General features: G+C 64.1%; 14 protein-coding genes. 11 read left to right on the top strand and 3 right to left on the bottom strand.

Annotated elements, in window-relative coordinates; genetic code table 11:
* Positions 1-63: 63 nt before the first annotated feature.
* The gene (locus EEB11_RS09085; protein ID WP_245298849.1) at positions 64-1,053 is read right to left on the bottom strand and encodes a sugar ABC transporter substrate-binding protein; all 990 of its coding nucleotides are present in this window, start codon (positions 1,051-1,053) and stop codon (positions 64-66) included.
* Between the two features lie 240 nt (positions 1,054-1,293).
* Here EEB11_RS09085 and EEB11_RS09080 point away from each other — a divergent pair, with 240 nt between their 5' ends.
* The 10 genes from EEB11_RS09080 (at position 1,294) to EEB11_RS09035 (ending at position 12,476) form a co-directional block, all read left to right on the top strand.
* Positions 1,294-1,728: an RbsD/FucU family protein gene (locus EEB11_RS09080; RefSeq protein WP_135430464.1), complete on the top strand. Its 435-nt coding sequence runs from the start codon at positions 1,294-1,296 to the stop codon at positions 1,726-1,728.
* Positions 1,725-2,957 (top strand): ROK family transcriptional regulator, encoded by a 1,233-nt coding sequence (locus EEB11_RS09075; RefSeq protein WP_135430462.1) that lies wholly within the window; start codon positions 1,725-1,727, stop codon positions 2,955-2,957. The genes EEB11_RS09080 and EEB11_RS09075 overlap by 4 nt, the downstream gene beginning before the upstream one ends.
* Before the next feature lie 169 nt (positions 2,958-3,126).
* Positions 3,127-5,991 (top strand): monovalent cation/H+ antiporter subunit A, encoded by a 2,865-nt coding sequence (locus EEB11_RS09070; RefSeq protein WP_135430460.1) that lies wholly within the window; start codon positions 3,127-3,129, stop codon positions 5,989-5,991.
* The gene (locus EEB11_RS09065; RefSeq protein ID WP_135430458.1) at positions 5,991-6,344 is read left to right on the top strand and encodes a Na+/H+ antiporter subunit C; all 354 of its coding nucleotides are present in this window, start codon (positions 5,991-5,993) and stop codon (positions 6,342-6,344) included. The genes EEB11_RS09070 and EEB11_RS09065 overlap by 1 nt, the downstream gene beginning before the upstream one ends.
* Positions 6,344-7,855 (top strand): monovalent cation/H+ antiporter subunit D, encoded by a 1,512-nt coding sequence (locus EEB11_RS09060; protein ID WP_135430779.1) that lies wholly within the window; start codon positions 6,344-6,346, stop codon positions 7,853-7,855. Before EEB11_RS09065 ends, EEB11_RS09060 begins: the two co-directional genes overlap by 1 nt.
* Position 7,856: 1 nt before the next feature.
* Complete coding sequence (locus EEB11_RS09055; RefSeq protein ID WP_135430456.1) at positions 7,857-8,348, top strand: Na+/H+ antiporter subunit E; 492 nt, start codon at positions 7,857-7,859, stop codon at positions 8,346-8,348.
* Entirely contained in the window at positions 8,348-8,617 is a 270-nt protein-coding gene (locus tag EEB11_RS09050) for a K+/H+ antiporter subunit F (RefSeq protein ID WP_103334721.1), read from the top strand. The genes EEB11_RS09055 and EEB11_RS09050 overlap by 1 nt, the downstream gene beginning before the upstream one ends.
* Before the next feature lie 5 nt (positions 8,618-8,622).
* On the top strand, positions 8,623-9,021 hold the full coding sequence (locus tag EEB11_RS09045; protein ID WP_135430454.1) for a Na+/H+ antiporter subunit G: 399 nt from the start codon (positions 8,623-8,625) through the stop codon (positions 9,019-9,021).
* Between the two features lie 118 nt (positions 9,022-9,139).
* On the top strand, positions 9,140-10,132 hold the full coding sequence (gene deoC / locus EEB11_RS09040; protein ID WP_435531103.1) for a deoxyribose-phosphate aldolase: 993 nt from the start codon (positions 9,140-9,142) through the stop codon (positions 10,130-10,132).
* A 4-nt stretch (positions 10,133-10,136) separates the two neighbouring features.
* On the top strand, positions 10,137-12,476 hold the full coding sequence (locus tag EEB11_RS09035) for an aldehyde dehydrogenase family protein (protein ID WP_135430452.1): 2,340 nt from the start codon (positions 10,137-10,139) through the stop codon (positions 12,474-12,476).
* A gap of 2 nt (positions 12,477-12,478) precedes the next feature.
* On the opposite strand, the gene EEB11_RS09030 is transcribed toward EEB11_RS09035, so the two are convergent.
* Positions 12,479-13,033: a YqgE/AlgH family protein gene (locus tag EEB11_RS09030; RefSeq protein WP_135430775.1), complete on the bottom strand. Its 555-nt coding sequence runs from the start codon at positions 13,031-13,033 to the stop codon at positions 12,479-12,481.
* Between the two features lie 129 nt (positions 13,034-13,162).
* Here EEB11_RS09030 and EEB11_RS09025 point away from each other — a divergent pair, with 129 nt between their 5' ends.
* Positions 13,163-13,960: a protein-disulfide reductase DsbD domain-containing protein gene (locus EEB11_RS09025; protein ID WP_135430450.1), complete on the top strand. Its 798-nt coding sequence runs from the start codon at positions 13,163-13,165 to the stop codon at positions 13,958-13,960.
* Between the two features lie 12 nt (positions 13,961-13,972).
* Here the strand turns inward: EEB11_RS09025 and EEB11_RS09020 are convergent, their stop codons facing one another.
* On the bottom strand, positions 13,973-17,335 hold the full coding sequence (locus EEB11_RS09020) for an efflux RND transporter permease subunit (protein ID WP_135430448.1): 3,363 nt from the start codon (positions 17,333-17,335) through the stop codon (positions 13,973-13,975).
* Positions 17,336-17,337: the final 2 nt, after the last annotated feature.

The raw sequence follows: 17,337 nt of genomic DNA, 5'->3' as shown, positions 1-17,337 counted from the left end.
CCTTGCGCTAGTCTTTGGTCAAGCAACCCCGCAAATCAACAGCGGTGTTCCGTCATGCTGGGATCAGCCCCAGCACAGTTCCATGCCTTTGGTGGTGTCGAGCGATTCGACGCCATCGACCGGCTTGTCGGTGATCAGCGCCACGCCGGTGTCAAAGAACGCCTTGCCTTCGGTCGGGGCGGGCTTGGTGCCATCTGCCGCGAATTGTGCAATCGCCTCGACCCCCAAAGCCGCCATCTGCAGCGGATATTGCTGGCTGGTCGCACCGATCACGCCGTCCTTGACGTCCTGCACACCCGGGCAGCCGCCGTCGACCGACACGATCAGCACGCCTTCCTTGCCCGCCGCTTTCAGCGCCTCGAACGCGCCGGCAGCCGATGGCTCGTTTATGGTATAGACTAGGTTGATATCCGAGTCTTTGGCCAGCAGCGATTCCATCGCCTTCAGGCCGCCTTCTTCGTTGCCCGAGGTGACTTCGTTGCCCACGATGCGCGGGTCGGTTTCATCACCCCATTTGTTCGGGTCGGCCAGATCAATGCCCATGCCCTGCAAAAAGCCCTGATCGCGCAGAACATCAACCGACGGCTGTGAAATCGACAGATCCAGCAGCGCAATCTTGGCATTGGCGGCTTCTGCCCCCAGCGTGGCATTCGCCCACTGCCCGATCAGCAGACCGGCCTGAAAGTTGTCGGTCGCAAAGGTCGCGTCAGCAGCGTCAATCGGGTCAAGTGGGGTATCCAGCGCGATGACCAGCACACCTGCGGCACGCGCGGCTGCAACCGAATCCACAATCGCCTTGGTGTCCGACGCGGCAATCATAATGCCCTTGGCACCATCAGCCACGCAGGCCTCTACCGCAGCGACCTGGCTTTCATGGTCGCCATCAATCCGACCGGCATAGGATTTCAGGGTCACACCCAGTTCGGCCGCCTTGGCTTCGGCACCTTCCTTCATCTTCACAAAGAACGGATTGGTATCGGTTTTGGTGATCAGGCAGGCGCTGGTCTGTGCGGTGGCGGTGGTCGCCATCAGCGCAAGCGCAGCCGAGCCCATAAGGACTGTCAATGAGTGTTTCATGCGGTTCCTCCCAAGGATGGCAGGGGATTTGCCCCTGCTGCAATCATATTTCGCAGCCGTTCCTCCTGCTGCGGTGAGGGCACAAAACCCGATTCGGGACTTCGCGTCAATATAAATAAATAAGAGTGATTTAATATTGACAGACTGGCGGAATCGCCGTCAACCTGAACCTGGGGAGGAAGCGCTCCGGCCCGGTGCCGGGGGGCGACACACGACATGCTGATCGGTATTCCATCCATTCTGGGACCAGAGCTTCTGGCCACCCTGCGCGCCATGGGGCATGGCGATGAAATCGCCATTGTCGATGGCAATTATCCCGCACAAGACCATGCCCGCCGCCTGGTGCGCGCCGATGGCCACGGGCTTTTGCCGCTGTTGCAGGCGATCCTGACCGTGCTGCCACTCGATGACGACGCGCCCTTCGCAATCGGCCGCGCCAGCCTGCACAACGATCCGGACCAAACCGGCGAAATCCATCACCAGATCGAGGCGCTCTGTGGCTCCATGAAGCCGGGCTATGCCGTGCAGGCGATGGCAGGCGATGATCTGTATCCGCGCATCCGCGCTGCACATACCATCATTGCCAGCAGTGAAACTGCACTCTATGCCAATGTCATTCTGCGTAAAGGTGTGATCAGGGGCGACGGATGATACCACTGAGCGAAGGCGCAGCCGTTGCAGACCGTGGCAGCACCGATGATCCGGTCCTGCGGGGCACCAACCAGTCCGGCATGCGCGCCCAGAATGAACGGCTGGTTCTGACGCTGGTGCGCCAGCACGGGGCGTTGGCAAAATCCGACATTGCCCGCATCACCGGCCTGTCGGCGCAGACCGTGTCGGTCATCATGCGCGCGCTGGAACAGGATGGGTTGCTCGCACGTGGCACGCCGCAGCGTGGCCGCATCGGGCAGCCGTCTATCCCGATGTCGCTGGCCCCTGACGGCGCGCTTTTCTTCGGGCTCAAGATCGGGCGCCGCTCTGCCGATCTGACGCTGGTGAATTTCCTTGGCCAGGTGCAGCGGCTGGAACGGCAGGTCTACCGCTATCCCACGCCGGGTGCCGTGGTGGATTTCGTCTCAGCCACCCTGCCCCGGATGATCGCAGATCTGCCAGCCCCCTTGCGCGGGCGCATCGGGGGACTGGGCGTAGCCATGCCCTTTCAGCTGTGGAACTGGGTGACCTCGCTCGGCGCGCCGCAGTCCGAGATGGATGCCTGGCGGCACCGCGACATTCAGGCCGAACTGGCCGCGCTGTCCGGGCTGCCGGTGTTTGTGCAGAACGATGCCACCGCCGCCTGCGGGGCAGAACTGGTGTTCGGCACGGGTGAGCGGCCCAAGGATTTTCTCTACTTCTACTTCGGCACCTTCATCGGCGGCGGCTTGGTCCTGAACGGCCAGCTGTTCACCGGGCGCAGCGGCAATGCCGCTGGCGTGGGTCCGATCCCGGTGCCGGGCCCTGATGGCCAGACCCGGCGGCTGCTGGATGTGGCCTCGATGTCGGTGCTGGCCGACGCCATGGAGGCGGCGGGGGAATCGTCGGACCACCTGTGGGCCCAGCATCTGGAATGGCGGGTCAGCCCCGCCGTGCTGGAGGTCTGGATCGACGGGGCCGCGCGCGGGCTGGCCCATGCCATCCTGTCCGCCGCCGCCCTGATCGAGTTGGAGGCGGTGCTGATCGACGGCTGGATGCCCGTCGGCATCCGGGCCGAACTGACAGCGCGCACCCATGCAGCACTGCACGCGCTGGATCTGGCCGGGATCGATCCGCCCGCCATCCGTCAGGGCACGGTCGGAGCCAATGCGCGCGTGCTTGGCGCGGCGGCGATCCCGCTGTCTCAACGGTATCTTATCGACCAGAATGCGTCGGGCCGCGACGCCTAGCCGCGTTTTTGCGGGTTTCGGGGGATCTGAGTACCGAAAATGCTTTCCGTCACCGGTTCTGGGCCCTAAAGGTCTTGAAAATGTTTTCGCAAGATCTTTGATCGGCAAAAACCCGCCGCGACGATAACGACGCAAAAACGCCACGCCACGACGAGGGAACGCCCGTTTCATGTCACTCGCCCTGATTGCTGCGCTGCCTTTTCTTGGTGCGCTTCTTCCCGGTCTGATGATCCGCGCAGGCAAGAATGCCTGTGCCTTGGTGACAGGGTCGGTCACCGCCCTCGCGCTGCTGATGCTGGGCCTGAACGCCCCCGCCGTCCTGCGCGGCGAGGTGGTGCAGACCCGGATCGAATGGATCCCGTCGCTTGGCCTGAACGCCAATTTCTTCCTTGACGGTCTGGGGCTGCTGTTTGCGGGGCTGATCCTTGGCATCGGCCTGCTGATCATCCTGTATGCGCGGTTCTACCTCGCGAAATCGGACCCGATGGGGCAGTTCTACACCTACCTCATGCTGTTTCAGGGTGCGATGGTGGGCATCGTCCTGTCCGACAACATCCTGCTTTTGCTGGTGTTCTGGGAGCTGACCTCGCTATCGTCCTTCCTTTTAATCGGCTATTGGAAACACCTGCCCGAAGGCCGCCAGGGTGCCCGCATGGCGCTGACCGTCACCGGTGGCGGTGGCCTTGCGATGATCGCGGGCATGCTCATTCTGGGCAATATCGTCGGCAGCTATGACCTGTCGGTCATTCTGGAAAACAAAGAGGCGATCCAGTCGTCGGACTGGTATCTGCCCGCGCTGATCCTGATCCTCTTGGGTGCTTTCACCAAATCGGCACAGTTCCCGTTCCACTTCTGGCTGCCGCATGCCATGGCAGCCCCCACACCCGTTTCGGCCTATCTGCATTCGGCCACCATGGTCAAAGCCGGGCTGTTCCTGCTGGCCCGCATGTGGCCGGTGCTGTCGGGCACGCCGGAATGGTTCTACATCGTCGCGACCACCGGTCTGATCACCATGGTCATGGCTGCCAAGATCGCCCTGTTCAAGGATGACCTGAAGGCGCTTTTGGCGTTTTCCACCGTGTCGCATCTGGGCCTGATCACCATGCTGCTGGGCTTTGGAACTGCCGAGGCGGCCACGGTGGCCGTGTTCCACATCATCAACCACGCCACCTTCAAGGCCGCCCTCTTCATGTCGGCAGGCATTGTGGACCATGAGGCGCATACCCGCGATCTGAAACGCCTTGGCGGCCTGCGCACCCTGATGCCAATCACCTTCACCATCGTCACCATCGCGTCGCTGTCGATGGCGGGCATCCCGCCGCTGAACGGGTTCCTGTCAAAGGAACTGATGCTGGAAGAGGCCGCACATACGGCATGGATGGCAAATCCCTGGCTGCTGGGCGTGCTTGCCACCATTGGTGCGCTGTTTTCGGTCGCCTACAGCTTTCGCTTCATCGCGCATGCCTTCCTCGGCCCGGTGCGCACCGATTACCCCGGCAAACCGCATGATCCGGGCTTTGGCCTCTGGGCGGCCCCCGCCCTGCTGGCCTGCCTTGTCATCCTGATCGGCCTGTTCCCGATGCTGACCGCTTCATGGCTGGTGAACGCGGCGGCAAGTGCCGTGACCGGCGAAGTGATCGCGGTCAAGATCACCCATTGGCACGGACTTTATGCGCCTGCCCTGTGGATGTCGCTGGCGGCAATCGGCGGCGGCCTGCTGCTCTTGGGCCTGCACCCGCGCCTGATGGCATTCTGGAACGCCACCCCCCGGCCCGAGGCCAAGCGGATCTTTGACGGCCTGATGGAACCCTTTGCCACGCTGGCCGGGCGCATCGCCAACAGCCTGCATGACGGTGCGCTCACCCGCTATATCGCCATCGGCACACTGGCGATCGCGGCGGCGTCTTATTACGCCTTTGACACCGGCACCCATGCCATCGGCACGCGCGATCTGATGCCCATCCCCCCGGTTCCGGCGCTGGCCTGGCTGTCACTGGTGCTGGCAACCGTGGCCATCGTGATCTTCCACCGCAACCGGCTGCTGACGCTGGTTCTTGTGGGGATCATCGGTCTGATGGTCTCGGTCGCCTTTGCCTACTTCTCGGCCCCCGACCTTGCGCTGACCCAGATCTCTGTCGAGGTGGCGACCATCATCCTGATGCTGCTGGCGCTGAACTTCCTGCCCAAGACCACCCCGATTGAAAGCGCCCCTTTGCGCCGGACGTGGGACGCCGCCATCGCGGTGATCGCCGGTGTCGGCATCGCGGCGCTGGCCTATGCGCTGATGACGCGCAACCCGGCTTTCCAGACGATTTCCGACTTCCACGTCACCAATTCCAAAACCGGCGGCGGCGGCACCAATATCGTCAACGTCATTCTGGTGGATTTCCGGGGCTATGACACCTTTGGCGAGATCATCGTGCTGGGCATTGCCGCACTGGTGATCTTTGCCCTGACCGAAGCCCTGCTGCGTGCGGGCCCGGCCAATGACCGCCTTCTGGCCTGGCGGCCCGACCAGCGCCGCGCGGGCGACCGGCATCCGATGATGCTGGTGGTCGCCACGCGGGTCATGCTGCCGATTGCGATGATGGTGGGCGTGTTCATCTTCCTGCGCGGCCACAACCTTCCCGGTGGCGGGTTCATCTCGGGCCTGATCGTCGCCATCGCGCTGATCATGCAATACATGGCCTCGGGCTTTGCCTGGACGGCGGCGCGGCAAAAGGTAGACTATCACGCGCTGATCGCTGCCGGCGTGCTGATCGCTGCCGCAACCGGCATCGGCGCATGGTTCAACGGCCTGCCCTTCCTGACCTCGGCCTTCGGCTACGTGACCATCTGGCCGCTGGAAGAGTTCGAACTGGCCACCGCCGCCCTGTTCGACCTTGGCGTGTTCCTGACCGTGCTTGGCGCCGTGATGCTGGCTTTGGCCTCGCTGTCGCGGATCGGGCTGCGCGCCGGAGAAACCGTGAACACCCAGCCGTTTGACATCGACCCGTCCGAAGGCCGGACCCTGAAATCCGAGGAGGCCCGCTGATGGAGGCTCTTGTCGCATCCGCAATCGGCATGATGACCGCCGCCGGGGTCTATCTGATGCTGCGTCAGCGCACATTCCCGGTGATTGTCGGGCTGACGCTGCTGACCTATGCGGTCAACGTGTTCCTGTTCACGTCCGGCCGTCTGGCCACCAATGTTCCCGCGATCTATGGCACCGGTGCGCCGGGCTATGCCGATCCGCTGCCACAGGCGCTGGTGCTGACCGCCATCGTCATTTCCTTCGGCATGACAGCGGTGATCGTGATGATGGCGCTGGGGGCGTTTCTCGAAGCAGGCCATGACAAGGTGGATATGAACGACGACGACACCCCGGCCGATGGGGGCCAGAAATGATGTATCACTGGATCGCAGCGCCGGTTCTGCTGCCGGCCATCATCGGTGCGCTGATTGTGCTGCTGATGCGCAACGACCTGTTGTTGCAGCGCGTGTTCTCGCTGCTGGCCAGTTTCGGTCTGCTTGCCGTCAGCATTGCCCTGCTGATCGCCACCAGCTCTGACGCGCCCGAGGTGTACCGCCTTGGCGACTGGCCCGCGCCCTTTGGCATCGTGCTGGTGCTCGACCGGCTGTCGGCGATGATGGTCACCCTGACGGCGGTGCTGGCGGTCTGCGTCCAGCTGTACGTCATCGGCACCAACTGGGATACGCGCGGGCGGCATTTCCATGCGTTGTTCCAGTTTCAGCTGATGGGCATCTGCGGCGCTTTCCTGACCGGTGACGCCTTCAACCTGTTCGTGTTCTTCGAGGTGCTGCTGATTGCGTCCTATGGGTTGATGATCCATTCGGGCGGCCGCGACCGGCTTCGCGCAGGCGTGCAATATGTGGCTTTCAACCTTGTCGGCTCGTCGCTGTTCCTGTTTGCGCTGGCGGCGATCTATTCGATCACCGGCACGCTGAACATCGCCGATCTGGCGGTCAAGGCCGCAGCATTGCCCGAAGGCGACGCCGCCCTGTTCCGCGTGGCCGCCGTGATGCTGATGATGGTCTTTGCCATCAAGGGGGCGCTTGTGCCCTTGCAGTTCTGGCTGCCCGGCACCTATTCCAACGCCCCCGGCCCAGTGGCGGCGCTGTTTGCGGTGATGACCAAGATCGGCGCTTATTCGGTGATCCGCTTTGGCGTGTTGGTGCTGCCGCCGGGTCATCCCATCACCGGCACGCTGATCGCCGATCTGATGCTGCCTGCCGCCCTGCTGACGCTGGTCATCGGCGCGCTGGGTATCCTTGGCGCCACCACCTTGTCGCGGCTGGCGGCCTTTGCCGCCGTGGCCTCGATGGGCACCGCATTCATCGCCATCTCGGCCTTCACCCCGGCGTCCACGGCGGCCGCACTGTATTATATGGTTCATTCCACCCTGGCCGGTGCGGCGCTGTTCCTGATCGTCGATCTGGTGGTCGACCGTCGCGCGCATGACAGCCTGCACATCCCCCTGCCCCCGATTGCGCAGGCCGGGCTGATCTCGGCCCTGTTCATGGTCTCGGCCATCGCCACCGCAGGCATGCCGCCGCTGTCGGGCTTTATCGGCAAGCTTCTGGTGCTTGATGCGCTGCGCGACTCTGCCGCGCTGGTGTGGTCGGTCATCCTTGTGACCTCGCTGATCATGATTATGGGCTTTGCCCGCGCCGGATCGACCCTGTTCTGGAAGGCCCATGCCTCAGCCCCCGACGGCGATGCGCCCAGCCACCCGGCCCAAGCGCTGTCCTTTGTCGCCGTGGGCGGGCTCCTTGCGGGCCTGGTCGGGCTGACGATCTTCGCCGGCCCGGTCATCGCCTGGCTTGAGGTGACATCCGCCGGCCTGTTTGACACCAGCGCCTATATCAATGCCAACCAACTGCCCGAGGTGAAGTAAGATGCTGCGCCGCCTCTTTCCCCACCCGCTGCTGTCGCTTTTGCTGTTTGCGACCTGGATCCTGCTGGTCAACCAGTTCAAGATCGGCAGCTTGGCGATGGCCCTGATCCTGGCCATCGCCATCCCCAAGCTGACCGCGCCCTATTGGCCGAACCGCCCGCCGCTGAAAAACATACCGGCCTTCGCCGCCTATGTCCTTGTGGTGATGTGGGACATCGTCAAAGCCAATATCGAGGTCGCGCGGATCGTCCTGTTCATGCGCAATGAAAACATCCGCTCCGGCTGGATCGCCGTCCCGATCGACCTGAAAACGCCCGAGGCGATCACCGTTCTGGCCGGCACCATCACCATGACCCCGGGCACAGTGACGTCTGACATGTCATCCTGCGGCCGTGTGCTGCTGATCCACGCCCTGCATGCACCAGACCCTGACGCCATCATTCACGACATCAAGACCCGCTACGAAGACCGGCTGAAAAGGATATTCGAATGATCCTGAATTATGCTCTTGATTTCGCCTTCCTGTGCTTTGGCCTCGGGCTGGCGATGAACCTGTACCGCGTGTTCCGCGCCCCCGGCGTGCCCGACCGCATTCTTGCGCTGGATACCATGGTCATCAATGTTCTGGCGTTGATCGTGCTCTACGGGGTCCGCACCGGGTCTGGCGTGAACTTCGAAGCGGCGCTGCTCTTTGCCATGACCGGCTTTGTCTCGACCGTGGCCTATTGCAAATTCGTCCTGCGCGGCGACATCATCGAGTGAATGGCATGGACCTGATTGTCGAATACATTCTTGCAGCCCTGCTGGTCATCGGCGGCGTCTTTGCCATCGTCGGCAGCTTTGGCCTGCTGAAACTGCCCACCACGATGCAGCGCCTGCACGCCCCCACCAAGGCGACCACCATCGGCGTGGGCTCGGCGCTGATTGCATCCATGGCGTACTTCTGGTTTTACGAAGACACGGTCAGCTGGCACGAGCTGATGATCACGCTGTTCCTGTTCCTGACCGCACCGATCACCGCGAATTTCATCGCAAAGGCGCAGCTGCATCTTGCCGTGAAGGCAGAAGACCTGCCGCCCACCGGGGTGGGCACCCAATGGGCAACCTTCGACCCCGAGGTGGAAGCGGTCGGCCCCACCCTGATCCACGACCGCGAGCCGGACTGATTTCTGACCAACAGGTCAAATACGCGCAGCGTCAGACTTGTCCGGTCGCAGTACCCGTGCCACATTACGCGAAATCCTTCGCAGCAAAGGGCTTGCCGTGACCGCGCCTTCCCCCGACGTGCCCCCCACAACCACCCAGCTTGTGCACCTTTCCCCCACACACGCCCCCCATGACCGCAACCCCGGCATGGCGCTGGATCTGGATTGGGTCGCAGGCGTACAGGCCAATACCTCGGCGATCGAGCGGCGCGCGGCGACATTGGGCGGCAGACGGTCGGTCAAAAAGGACTTTCAGGCCGCCTGGCTGCTCAAGGCTATCAGCCTGATCGACCTGACCACCCTGTCGGGCGATGATACCCCCGGCCGCGTCCAGCGGCTGTGCGCCAAGGCCCGCCAGCCCGTGCGGGCAGAAACCCTGCAAGCACTGGGGATGGAGGGGCTGACGGTGGGTGCGGTTTGCGTCTATCACGATATGGTCGAAACCGCCGTCCGCGCGCTGGAAGGCACTGCCATACCCGTCGCCGCCGTTTCAACCGGCTTTCCGGCAGGTCTGTCGCCGTGGCACCTGCGGGTGCAGGAAATCCGCGAAAGCGTCGCCGCCGGCGCGGCCGAAATCGACATCGTCATCTCGCGCCGCCATGTGCTGACCCAGAACTGGCAGGCGCTGTACGACGAGATGCGCGAAATGCGCGCCGCCTGCGGTGATGCCCATGTCAAAGCCATCCTCGCCACCGGCGAGCTTGGCACCTTGCGCAACGTCGCGCGCGCGTCGCTGATCTGCATGATGGCAGGTGCCGATTTCATCAAAACCTCTACTGGCAAGGAAGGCGTGAACGCCACCCTGCCCGTCAGCCTGACCATGATCCGCTGCATCCGCGATTATCAGGACCGTACCGGCATCAAGGTCGGCTACAAACCTGCGGGCGGGATATCAAAGGCCAAGGATGCGCTGCTGTATCTGGCGCTGATGAAGGATGAACTCGGCCACCCCTGGCTGCAACCCGACCTGTTCCGCTTTGGGGCCTCCAGCCTCTTGGGCGATATCGAACGCCAGCTGGATCACCACCTGACCGGCCACTACTCCGCCGCCAACCGCCACGCGATGGGATAAGGCCATGACAATCAAAGAAATCTTCGACACCATGTCCTATGGCCCCGCCCCCGAATCCAATGCCGAAGCGCTGGATTGGCTGGCCCGGCGCGATCGGCGCTTTGGCCACTTCATCAATGGCAGCTTCACCACGCCCGATGCGGTGTTTGACACGAAAAACCCCGCCACCGGCACCCTGCTGGCGCAGGTCAGCCAAGGCTCTGCCGCCACCGTTGATGCGGCTGTCGCCGCTGCCCGCCGCGCGCAGCCCAAATGGGCGCGGCTGCCCGGCCATAAACGCGCGCAATACCTTTATGCCCTCGCCCGACTGGTACAAAAACACGCCCGCCTGCTGGCAGTGCTGGAAACGATGGACAACGGCAAGCCCATCCGCGAATCCCGCGACATCGACCTGCCCCTCGTCGCGCGGCATTTCTACTATCACGCGGGCCTTGCACAGCTCGCCCCGTCTGAGCTGCCGGGGATGGAGCCTTTGGGCGTTTGCGGCGCGGTCATCCCGTGGAACTTCCCGCTGCTGATGCTTGCGTGGAAGGTGGCCCCCGCACTGGCAGCGGGCAATACGGTGGTGCTCAAACCCGCCGAATACACCCCGCTTACCGCATTGCTGTTTGCAGACATCAGCCGTGAGGCGGGCCTGCCCCCCGGCGTGCTGAACATCGTCACCGGCGATGGCGACACCGGGGCGGCACTGGTGGCACACCCGGGCGTCGACAAGATCGCCTTTACCGGGTCCACCGCCGTGGGCAAGGCCATCCGCCGCGCCACCGCCGGAACGGCCAAGGCCCTGACGCTGGAGTTGGGAGGAAAATCCCCCTACATCGTGTTTGACGACGCAGACATCGACTCGGCGGTCGAGGGGCTGGTCGATGCCATCTGGTTCAACGGCGGGCAGGTCTGCTGTGCGGGCAGCCGCTTGCTGGTGCAAGAAGGCGTGGCCGACCGCTTCCACGCACGGCTGAAACGCCGGATGGATGGGTTGCGCATCGGCGATCCGCTCGACAAATGCATCGACGTGGGTGCCGTGGTCGACCCGGTGCAACTGGCCACCATCACCCGGCTGGTCGATGCCTCGGATGGCGAAAAATACACCGCCGACACGCCCCTGCCGCAGGGCTGCTTCTACCCGCCCACCCTGATCACCGGCCTGTCAGCCGCCTCAACCCTGATGCAGGAAGAAATCTTTGGCCCTGTGCTGGTCAGCATGACCTTCCGCACCCCGGCCGAAGCAGTAGAGCTTGCCAACAACACCCGCTATGGCCTTGCCGCCACCGTCTGGACCGAAAATGTGAACCTTGCGCTGGACATCGCGCCCAAGCTGCGGGCCGGGGTGGTCTGGGTGAACGGCACCAATATGTTCGACGCCGCCGCAGGCTTCGGCGGCGTGCGCGAAAGCGGCTTCGGGCGTGAGGGCGGCTGGGAAGGGCTGCTTGCATACCTGCGCCCCAAGGGCAAGGCGGCGGCGCTCAAACCCGTCGCCCCGATGCCCGCACCCAAATCCGCCACGGTCGATACCCTCGACCGCACCGCCAAGCTGTTCATCGGCGGCAAGCAGGCCCGGCCCGATGGCGGTTATTCCACCCCGGTCTACAGCGCCAAAGGCGCGCTGCTGGGCCATGTGGGCCTTGGCAACCGCAAGGACATCCGCAACGCGGTCGAGGCGGCGCAGGCCGCCAAAGGCTGGGCCCGCAGCACCGCCCACACCCGCGCGCAGATCCTGTTCTACATCGCCGAAAACCTGTCAGCCCGCGCCGAAGAATTCGCCGCCCGGATCAAGGCACAAACCGGCAGCTCCGGCACGGCAGAGGTCGAGGCCGCCGTTGCCCGGCTGTTCACCTATGCGGCATGGGCCGACAAATTCGACGGCGCGGTGAAATCCGTACCCCTCCGCGGCGTGGCCCTGGCGATGAACGAACCCTGCGGCGTGATCGGTGCCCTGTGCCCGGATGAGGCCCCGCTGTTGGGCCTGATCTCGGTGATGGCCCCGGCGATCGCCATGGGCAACACCTGCGTGCTGGTGCCATCCCACCCCTTCCCGCTGTCGGCCACCGATTTCTATCAGGTGCTGGAAACCTCTGACCTGCCCGCAGGCGTGGTCAACATCGTCACCGGCCCCCATACCGACCTTGCCAAACCCTTGGCGGGCCACATGGATATCGACGCGGTCTGGAGCTTTTCGTCCTCCGACATCTCGCAGATGATCGAGGCCGAATCCGCCACCAACCTCAAACGCACCTGGGTCAACAACACCCGCGCCCGCGACTGGTTCGCGCCCGATGCCGAGGGCCGCGCTTTTCTGCGCCACGCAACGGCGGTGAAAACCGTCTGGGTGCCCTACGGCGAATAACCTCAGGCATGCCCCGCTGTCGCAGACAGCGTCAGCGGGTCGATGCCAAGCGTTTTCAACGCCTTGACCCACTTCGCACTGTCATCGGCGGCAAAGATCAGATCGGCGGGCGCATCCGCCAGCAACCAGTCATTGCGCGAAATCTCATCCTCCAGCTGCCCCGGCCCCCAGCCGGAATAGCCCAGCGCCAGCAGCGCCGCATCCGGCCCCTCGCCCCGCGCCAGCGATTCCAGAATATCCAGCGTAGCGGTCATCAGAAACCCGCCCGGCACCGCCATCGTCGCAGGCCCGCGCGGATAATCAGGGGAATGCAGCACAAAGCCCCGCCCCCGCTCCACCGGGCCACCAAAATGCACGCGGATGTCGCGCCCTTCCGGCGCGCGCGAAATGTCCAGATGATCCAGCAGCCCGGCAAAGTTCAGATCCGGGGTCGGTTTGTTCACGATCAGCCCCATCGCACCATCGTCGGAATGGGCGCAGATCAGGATGACGCTGCGGTCAAAGCGCGCATCCCCCATGCCGGGCATCGCAATCAACAGTTTGCCGCCAAGATCCATCTTCGCCACTCCCACCTGTCACTCTGTTCAACATGAGCCGGATGCAGCAGTGTCTCAAGAGCCAAGTGCTACAATGCCTTCCCGTCTTTGTGACTTCCCATTCCGGGGCCAGTGCTTATCTTCCGATCCATGATAAAAGCCCTTGCCCTTTGCCTCGCCCTCGCCCCCACCGCCGGTTTCGCGCAGGTGCAATCCGACGTGGTGCGCGGCGAGTTCCGCTCTGGCTGGCAAACCGCGACCGGCACCCATATGGCGGCGCTGCATCTGCAACTGGCCCCCGACTGGAAAACCTATTGGCGCGCGCCGGGCGACGCGGGCATACCGCCGCAGTTTGACTGGACCGGATCGGAAAACGTGGGCTCGGTACGATTTCATTGGCCTGCGCCCGACGTGTTCCGCACCAATGGCATGCAGACCGTCGGCTACCATGACGAGCTGGTGCTGCCGATCGAGGTCACCCCGAAAGACCCGCGCAAGCCGGTCCGGCTGCAGGCGTCGATAGATCTGGGCGTGTGCAAGGACATCTGCATTCCGACCACGCTGCTGCTGGGCAGCGCACTGGCCGCGCCCGGGCAGTCTGACGGCACCATCAACGCCGCCCTGCGCGCCCGCCCCGCCACTGCGGCCGAGGCAGGGCTGACCCGCATCACCTGCCAGATCGAACCGATCCGCGATGGCATGCGCGTCACCGCCCGGATGGAGCTTCCGGTGCAAGGACGCCAGGAGGCGGTGGTGTTCGAATCGGGCATCGCCAATGTCTGGGTGTCAGAAGCACAGGTCAGCCGTGATGGGCGCAGCCTGACGGCCACGGCCGAAATGGTCCCACCCTCGGGCCAGCCCTTCGCGCTGAACCGCTCTGCCATGGTGGTGACCGTGATCGGTGGTCAGGGCCGCGCGGTGGAAATCCGCGGCTGCCCGGCGGGCTGAAGGCGTGTTCCGCTAGCGTTTTGCGGGCACCAGACGGGCCAGCCAGAACGCCGCAAAACTCACCACCGCCGCCCCCAGCGCAAAGAGGCCAAACGCCGTGCCCACCGGCATCGCAGGCAGGGCACCGCCCAACCAGCCATCCAGCAGCGCCGGGGCCAACGTGATCGCAAACAGCACCCCCAGCACCGCCCCCGCCCCCATCAGCACCCCGCGCGGCCCCCGCGACGTATCCGCACGCAAGCCCCGTGACAGCGCCCGGAACATCTTTGCGATATCCGCCTGCACCGCCATCAGCGCGGGCACCATGATCAGCACCAGAAACATGCCAAAGGCCAGTCCGTAAACCAGCGTGATCACCGTAGGTTTCAGGAATTCGGCCTGCGAACTGCCCTCGAACAGCAGCGGCGACAACCCGATCACCGTGGTCAAGGTGGTCAGCAGCACGGCGCGGAACCGCTCTGCCACCCCGTCGACAATCGCCGGGAACAGCCCACGCTTTTCGGAATACTCGTCAATCGTCGACACCAGCACGATAGAATCGTTGATGATGATCCCCGACATCCCGATCAGCCCAACGACCGAGAACAGAGACAGCGGCACCCCCCAGTGGAAATGCCCCCACATCGCCCCGATCAGGCCAAAGGGTATCACCGACATCACCACCAAGGGCCGGGTCCAGCTGGCAAAGATCCAGGCAAGGCACAGGTAAATCCCCAGCAGGCACAGAATAACGGCAGACCCGGCATCACTCAGGAATTCGTTCTGTTGCTGCACCAACCCGCCCTGACGGCTTTCAATCCCGAATTGCTGCTCGATCTCGGGCAGGATCGTTTCGCGGATGGTCGCCTGAATCTCTGCCGCCCGCGCCGGGTCATCTTCGGCCAGATCGCCGGAGACTGACACGATCCGCAACCCGTTCTCGCGGCGGATGGTGGAAAACCCGGCCATCTGTTCCACCGTCACGATATCGGCCAGAGGCACATAGTTGCCGCTGGGGGTGCGCATCAGCGTGGCGTCCAGAAAATCCGCCGTCAGCTCATGGCGGGGCAGTTCCAGCCGGATCGACACCGACCGCAGCCCATCGGGATAGGTGGCCGCCTCGATCCCGTTCAGCCGGTCGCGCAAGGTGCGGCCCAGCTCATCAATCGTGAATCCCAGCGATTGCCCCAGCGGGGTCAGGTTCAGGATCAGCTCTTCCTTGTCATAGGCCAGCGAATCCTCCAGCGCCGACACTTCCGGATAAACCGCCAGCCGGGTTTTCAACGCTTCGGCTGCGGCCTTCAGCTCGCCCGCCTCGGCCCCGAACAGATCAACCGCCAGCGCATCGCCGCCCGGGCCAAAGCGCCCGCCCCGGAACGACAGCTCTTCCATCAACGGATGGCCACGCACCTCTTCCTGCAGGGCCTGCACGAACACATTGCTGGAATAGGGGCGCAAATCCGGGTCGATCAGCTCGATCGAGATGCTGCCCAGCTGGTCGGCATCCTTGCCCTCGGCACTGGCCAGCCCGCGCCCGCCAGACCCGCCGATTTCGGCCATGGCAAAGGTGATCGGGTTCATACCATGTTCGGCCTCAAACCGCGCACCCACCGCCTCCGCCGCGCGCTGCACCTCGCGCATCATCTCCAGCGTATCGCTGCGCGCTGCCCCCGGCAGCATCGAGAAATTGCCGGTGACCGACGCCTGTTCCGGCGCGTTGAAAAACCGGAATGGCAGATCGCCCCGAATGAACAGCGCAGCCGACGCGGCCAGCAGACAAACCGCCCCCGCCAGCACCGGATAGCGCGCCACAAGGATCAGCCGCATCAGCGGTCTGACAGCATGCCGGCCCAACCAGACCATGCCCCGGTTCACCTGCCGCGACGGCCAGTCATACCACTTTTCGACCCGCGCCGCCGCAATGGCATGCGCCATGTGGTTGGGCAAGATCAGAAAACACTCCACCAGCGATGCGATCAGCACCGCAATCACCGTGAATGGAATATCGCTGATCAGATCGCCAAACCGCCCACCAATCGCCACAAGCCCAAAGAACGCGATCACCGTGGTCAGGCTCGACGCCACCACCGGCTGCGCCATCCGCAAAGCTCCGCGTTCGGCGGCAACCACCGGATCTTCGCCCAAGGTCCGGCCGCGATAATCGGCGTGTTCGCCCACCACGATGGCATCATCCACCACGATCCCCAGCATGATGATCAGCGCAAACAGCGACATCATGTTCAGCGTCAGCCCGGCCGCATACATCACCGCCACCGCCGCCAGCATCGCCACCGGAATCCCGGCCGCCACCCACAGCGCCGTCCGCGCGTTCAGGAACAAAAACAGCAGCACCACCACCAGCGCCAGCCCGCTCAGCGCGTTGTCCAAAAGCAGGTACAATCGGTCGGTAATCTGTTCCGCCCGCGCCCGCACCAGATCGACCGTCACCCCCGGTGGCAGCGTCAGCTGCAGTTCATCCGCCACATCCTGGACACTGGCCTGCATGCGGATGGCATCGCCGTCGGCATTGCGGTCCACCCGCACGGTCATCGCCGGGTTCACACCGACAAAACTCGCCCGCCCGGAATCGGCCCCGATGGCGGTAACGGTCGCAATATCGCCGACCGTCAGCTTGGTGCCATCCGGCAGACTGCGCAGCACCACGCTGCCGATCTCGGCCGCCGAGCGTCGTTCCGACCCGGTCCGCACCCGCGCCGACCCGTCGCCGACATTGCCCGCCGGGTTGGTCTGCACCGCCGCGCCAATCGCCGTGGCAATCTCGCGCATGGTGATGTCATGCCGGATCAGCGCGACCGAAGGCACCTCGACCACGGTCTCGGGGTCCGCCATGCCGCGGATCGTGGTGCGCGTCACCCCCGCCTGAAACAGCCGGCCCACGAATTCATCGGCAAACCGTCCCAGCTGATCCACCCCTACCGGCCCCGTGATCACCACATCCGTCACCTGATCGCGCCACTGGCTGCGGCGGATCACCGGCTCTTCGGCCTCATCCGGCAAGTTCGACACCGAATTGACCGCCGTCTGCACATCCTCGACCGCCTGCGCCAAATCCATGCCCGGCTCGAACTCCATCGAAATCCGGGCCGACCCCTCATTCGCGCGGGATTCGATGTCGGCCACGCCATCCACCGTCAGCAGCGCCGATTCCAGCACCTGCACGATGGCGCGGTCCACATCCTCGGCCCCGGCCCCGCTCCAGGCCACCGACACGTCGATCTGGCTGATGATGACATCGGGAAAGTACTGCGCCCGGATGCGCGAGGCCGAAACCAGCCCGGCCACGATCATCAACACCAACAGCAGGTTCGCCAGCGTCCGGTGCCGGGTGAAATAGGAAATCAGACCGCCACCGCTGGCCGGGATAGGCTTTGCCATGC

The sequence above is a fragment of the Pseudotabrizicola sediminis genome, from assembly GCF_004745575.1.
In the GTDB taxonomy this organism is placed as follows: Bacteria; Pseudomonadota; Alphaproteobacteria; order Rhodobacterales; family Rhodobacteraceae; genus Pseudotabrizicola; species Pseudotabrizicola sediminis.
This window is presented reverse-complemented; position numbering and strand designations above follow the sequence as displayed.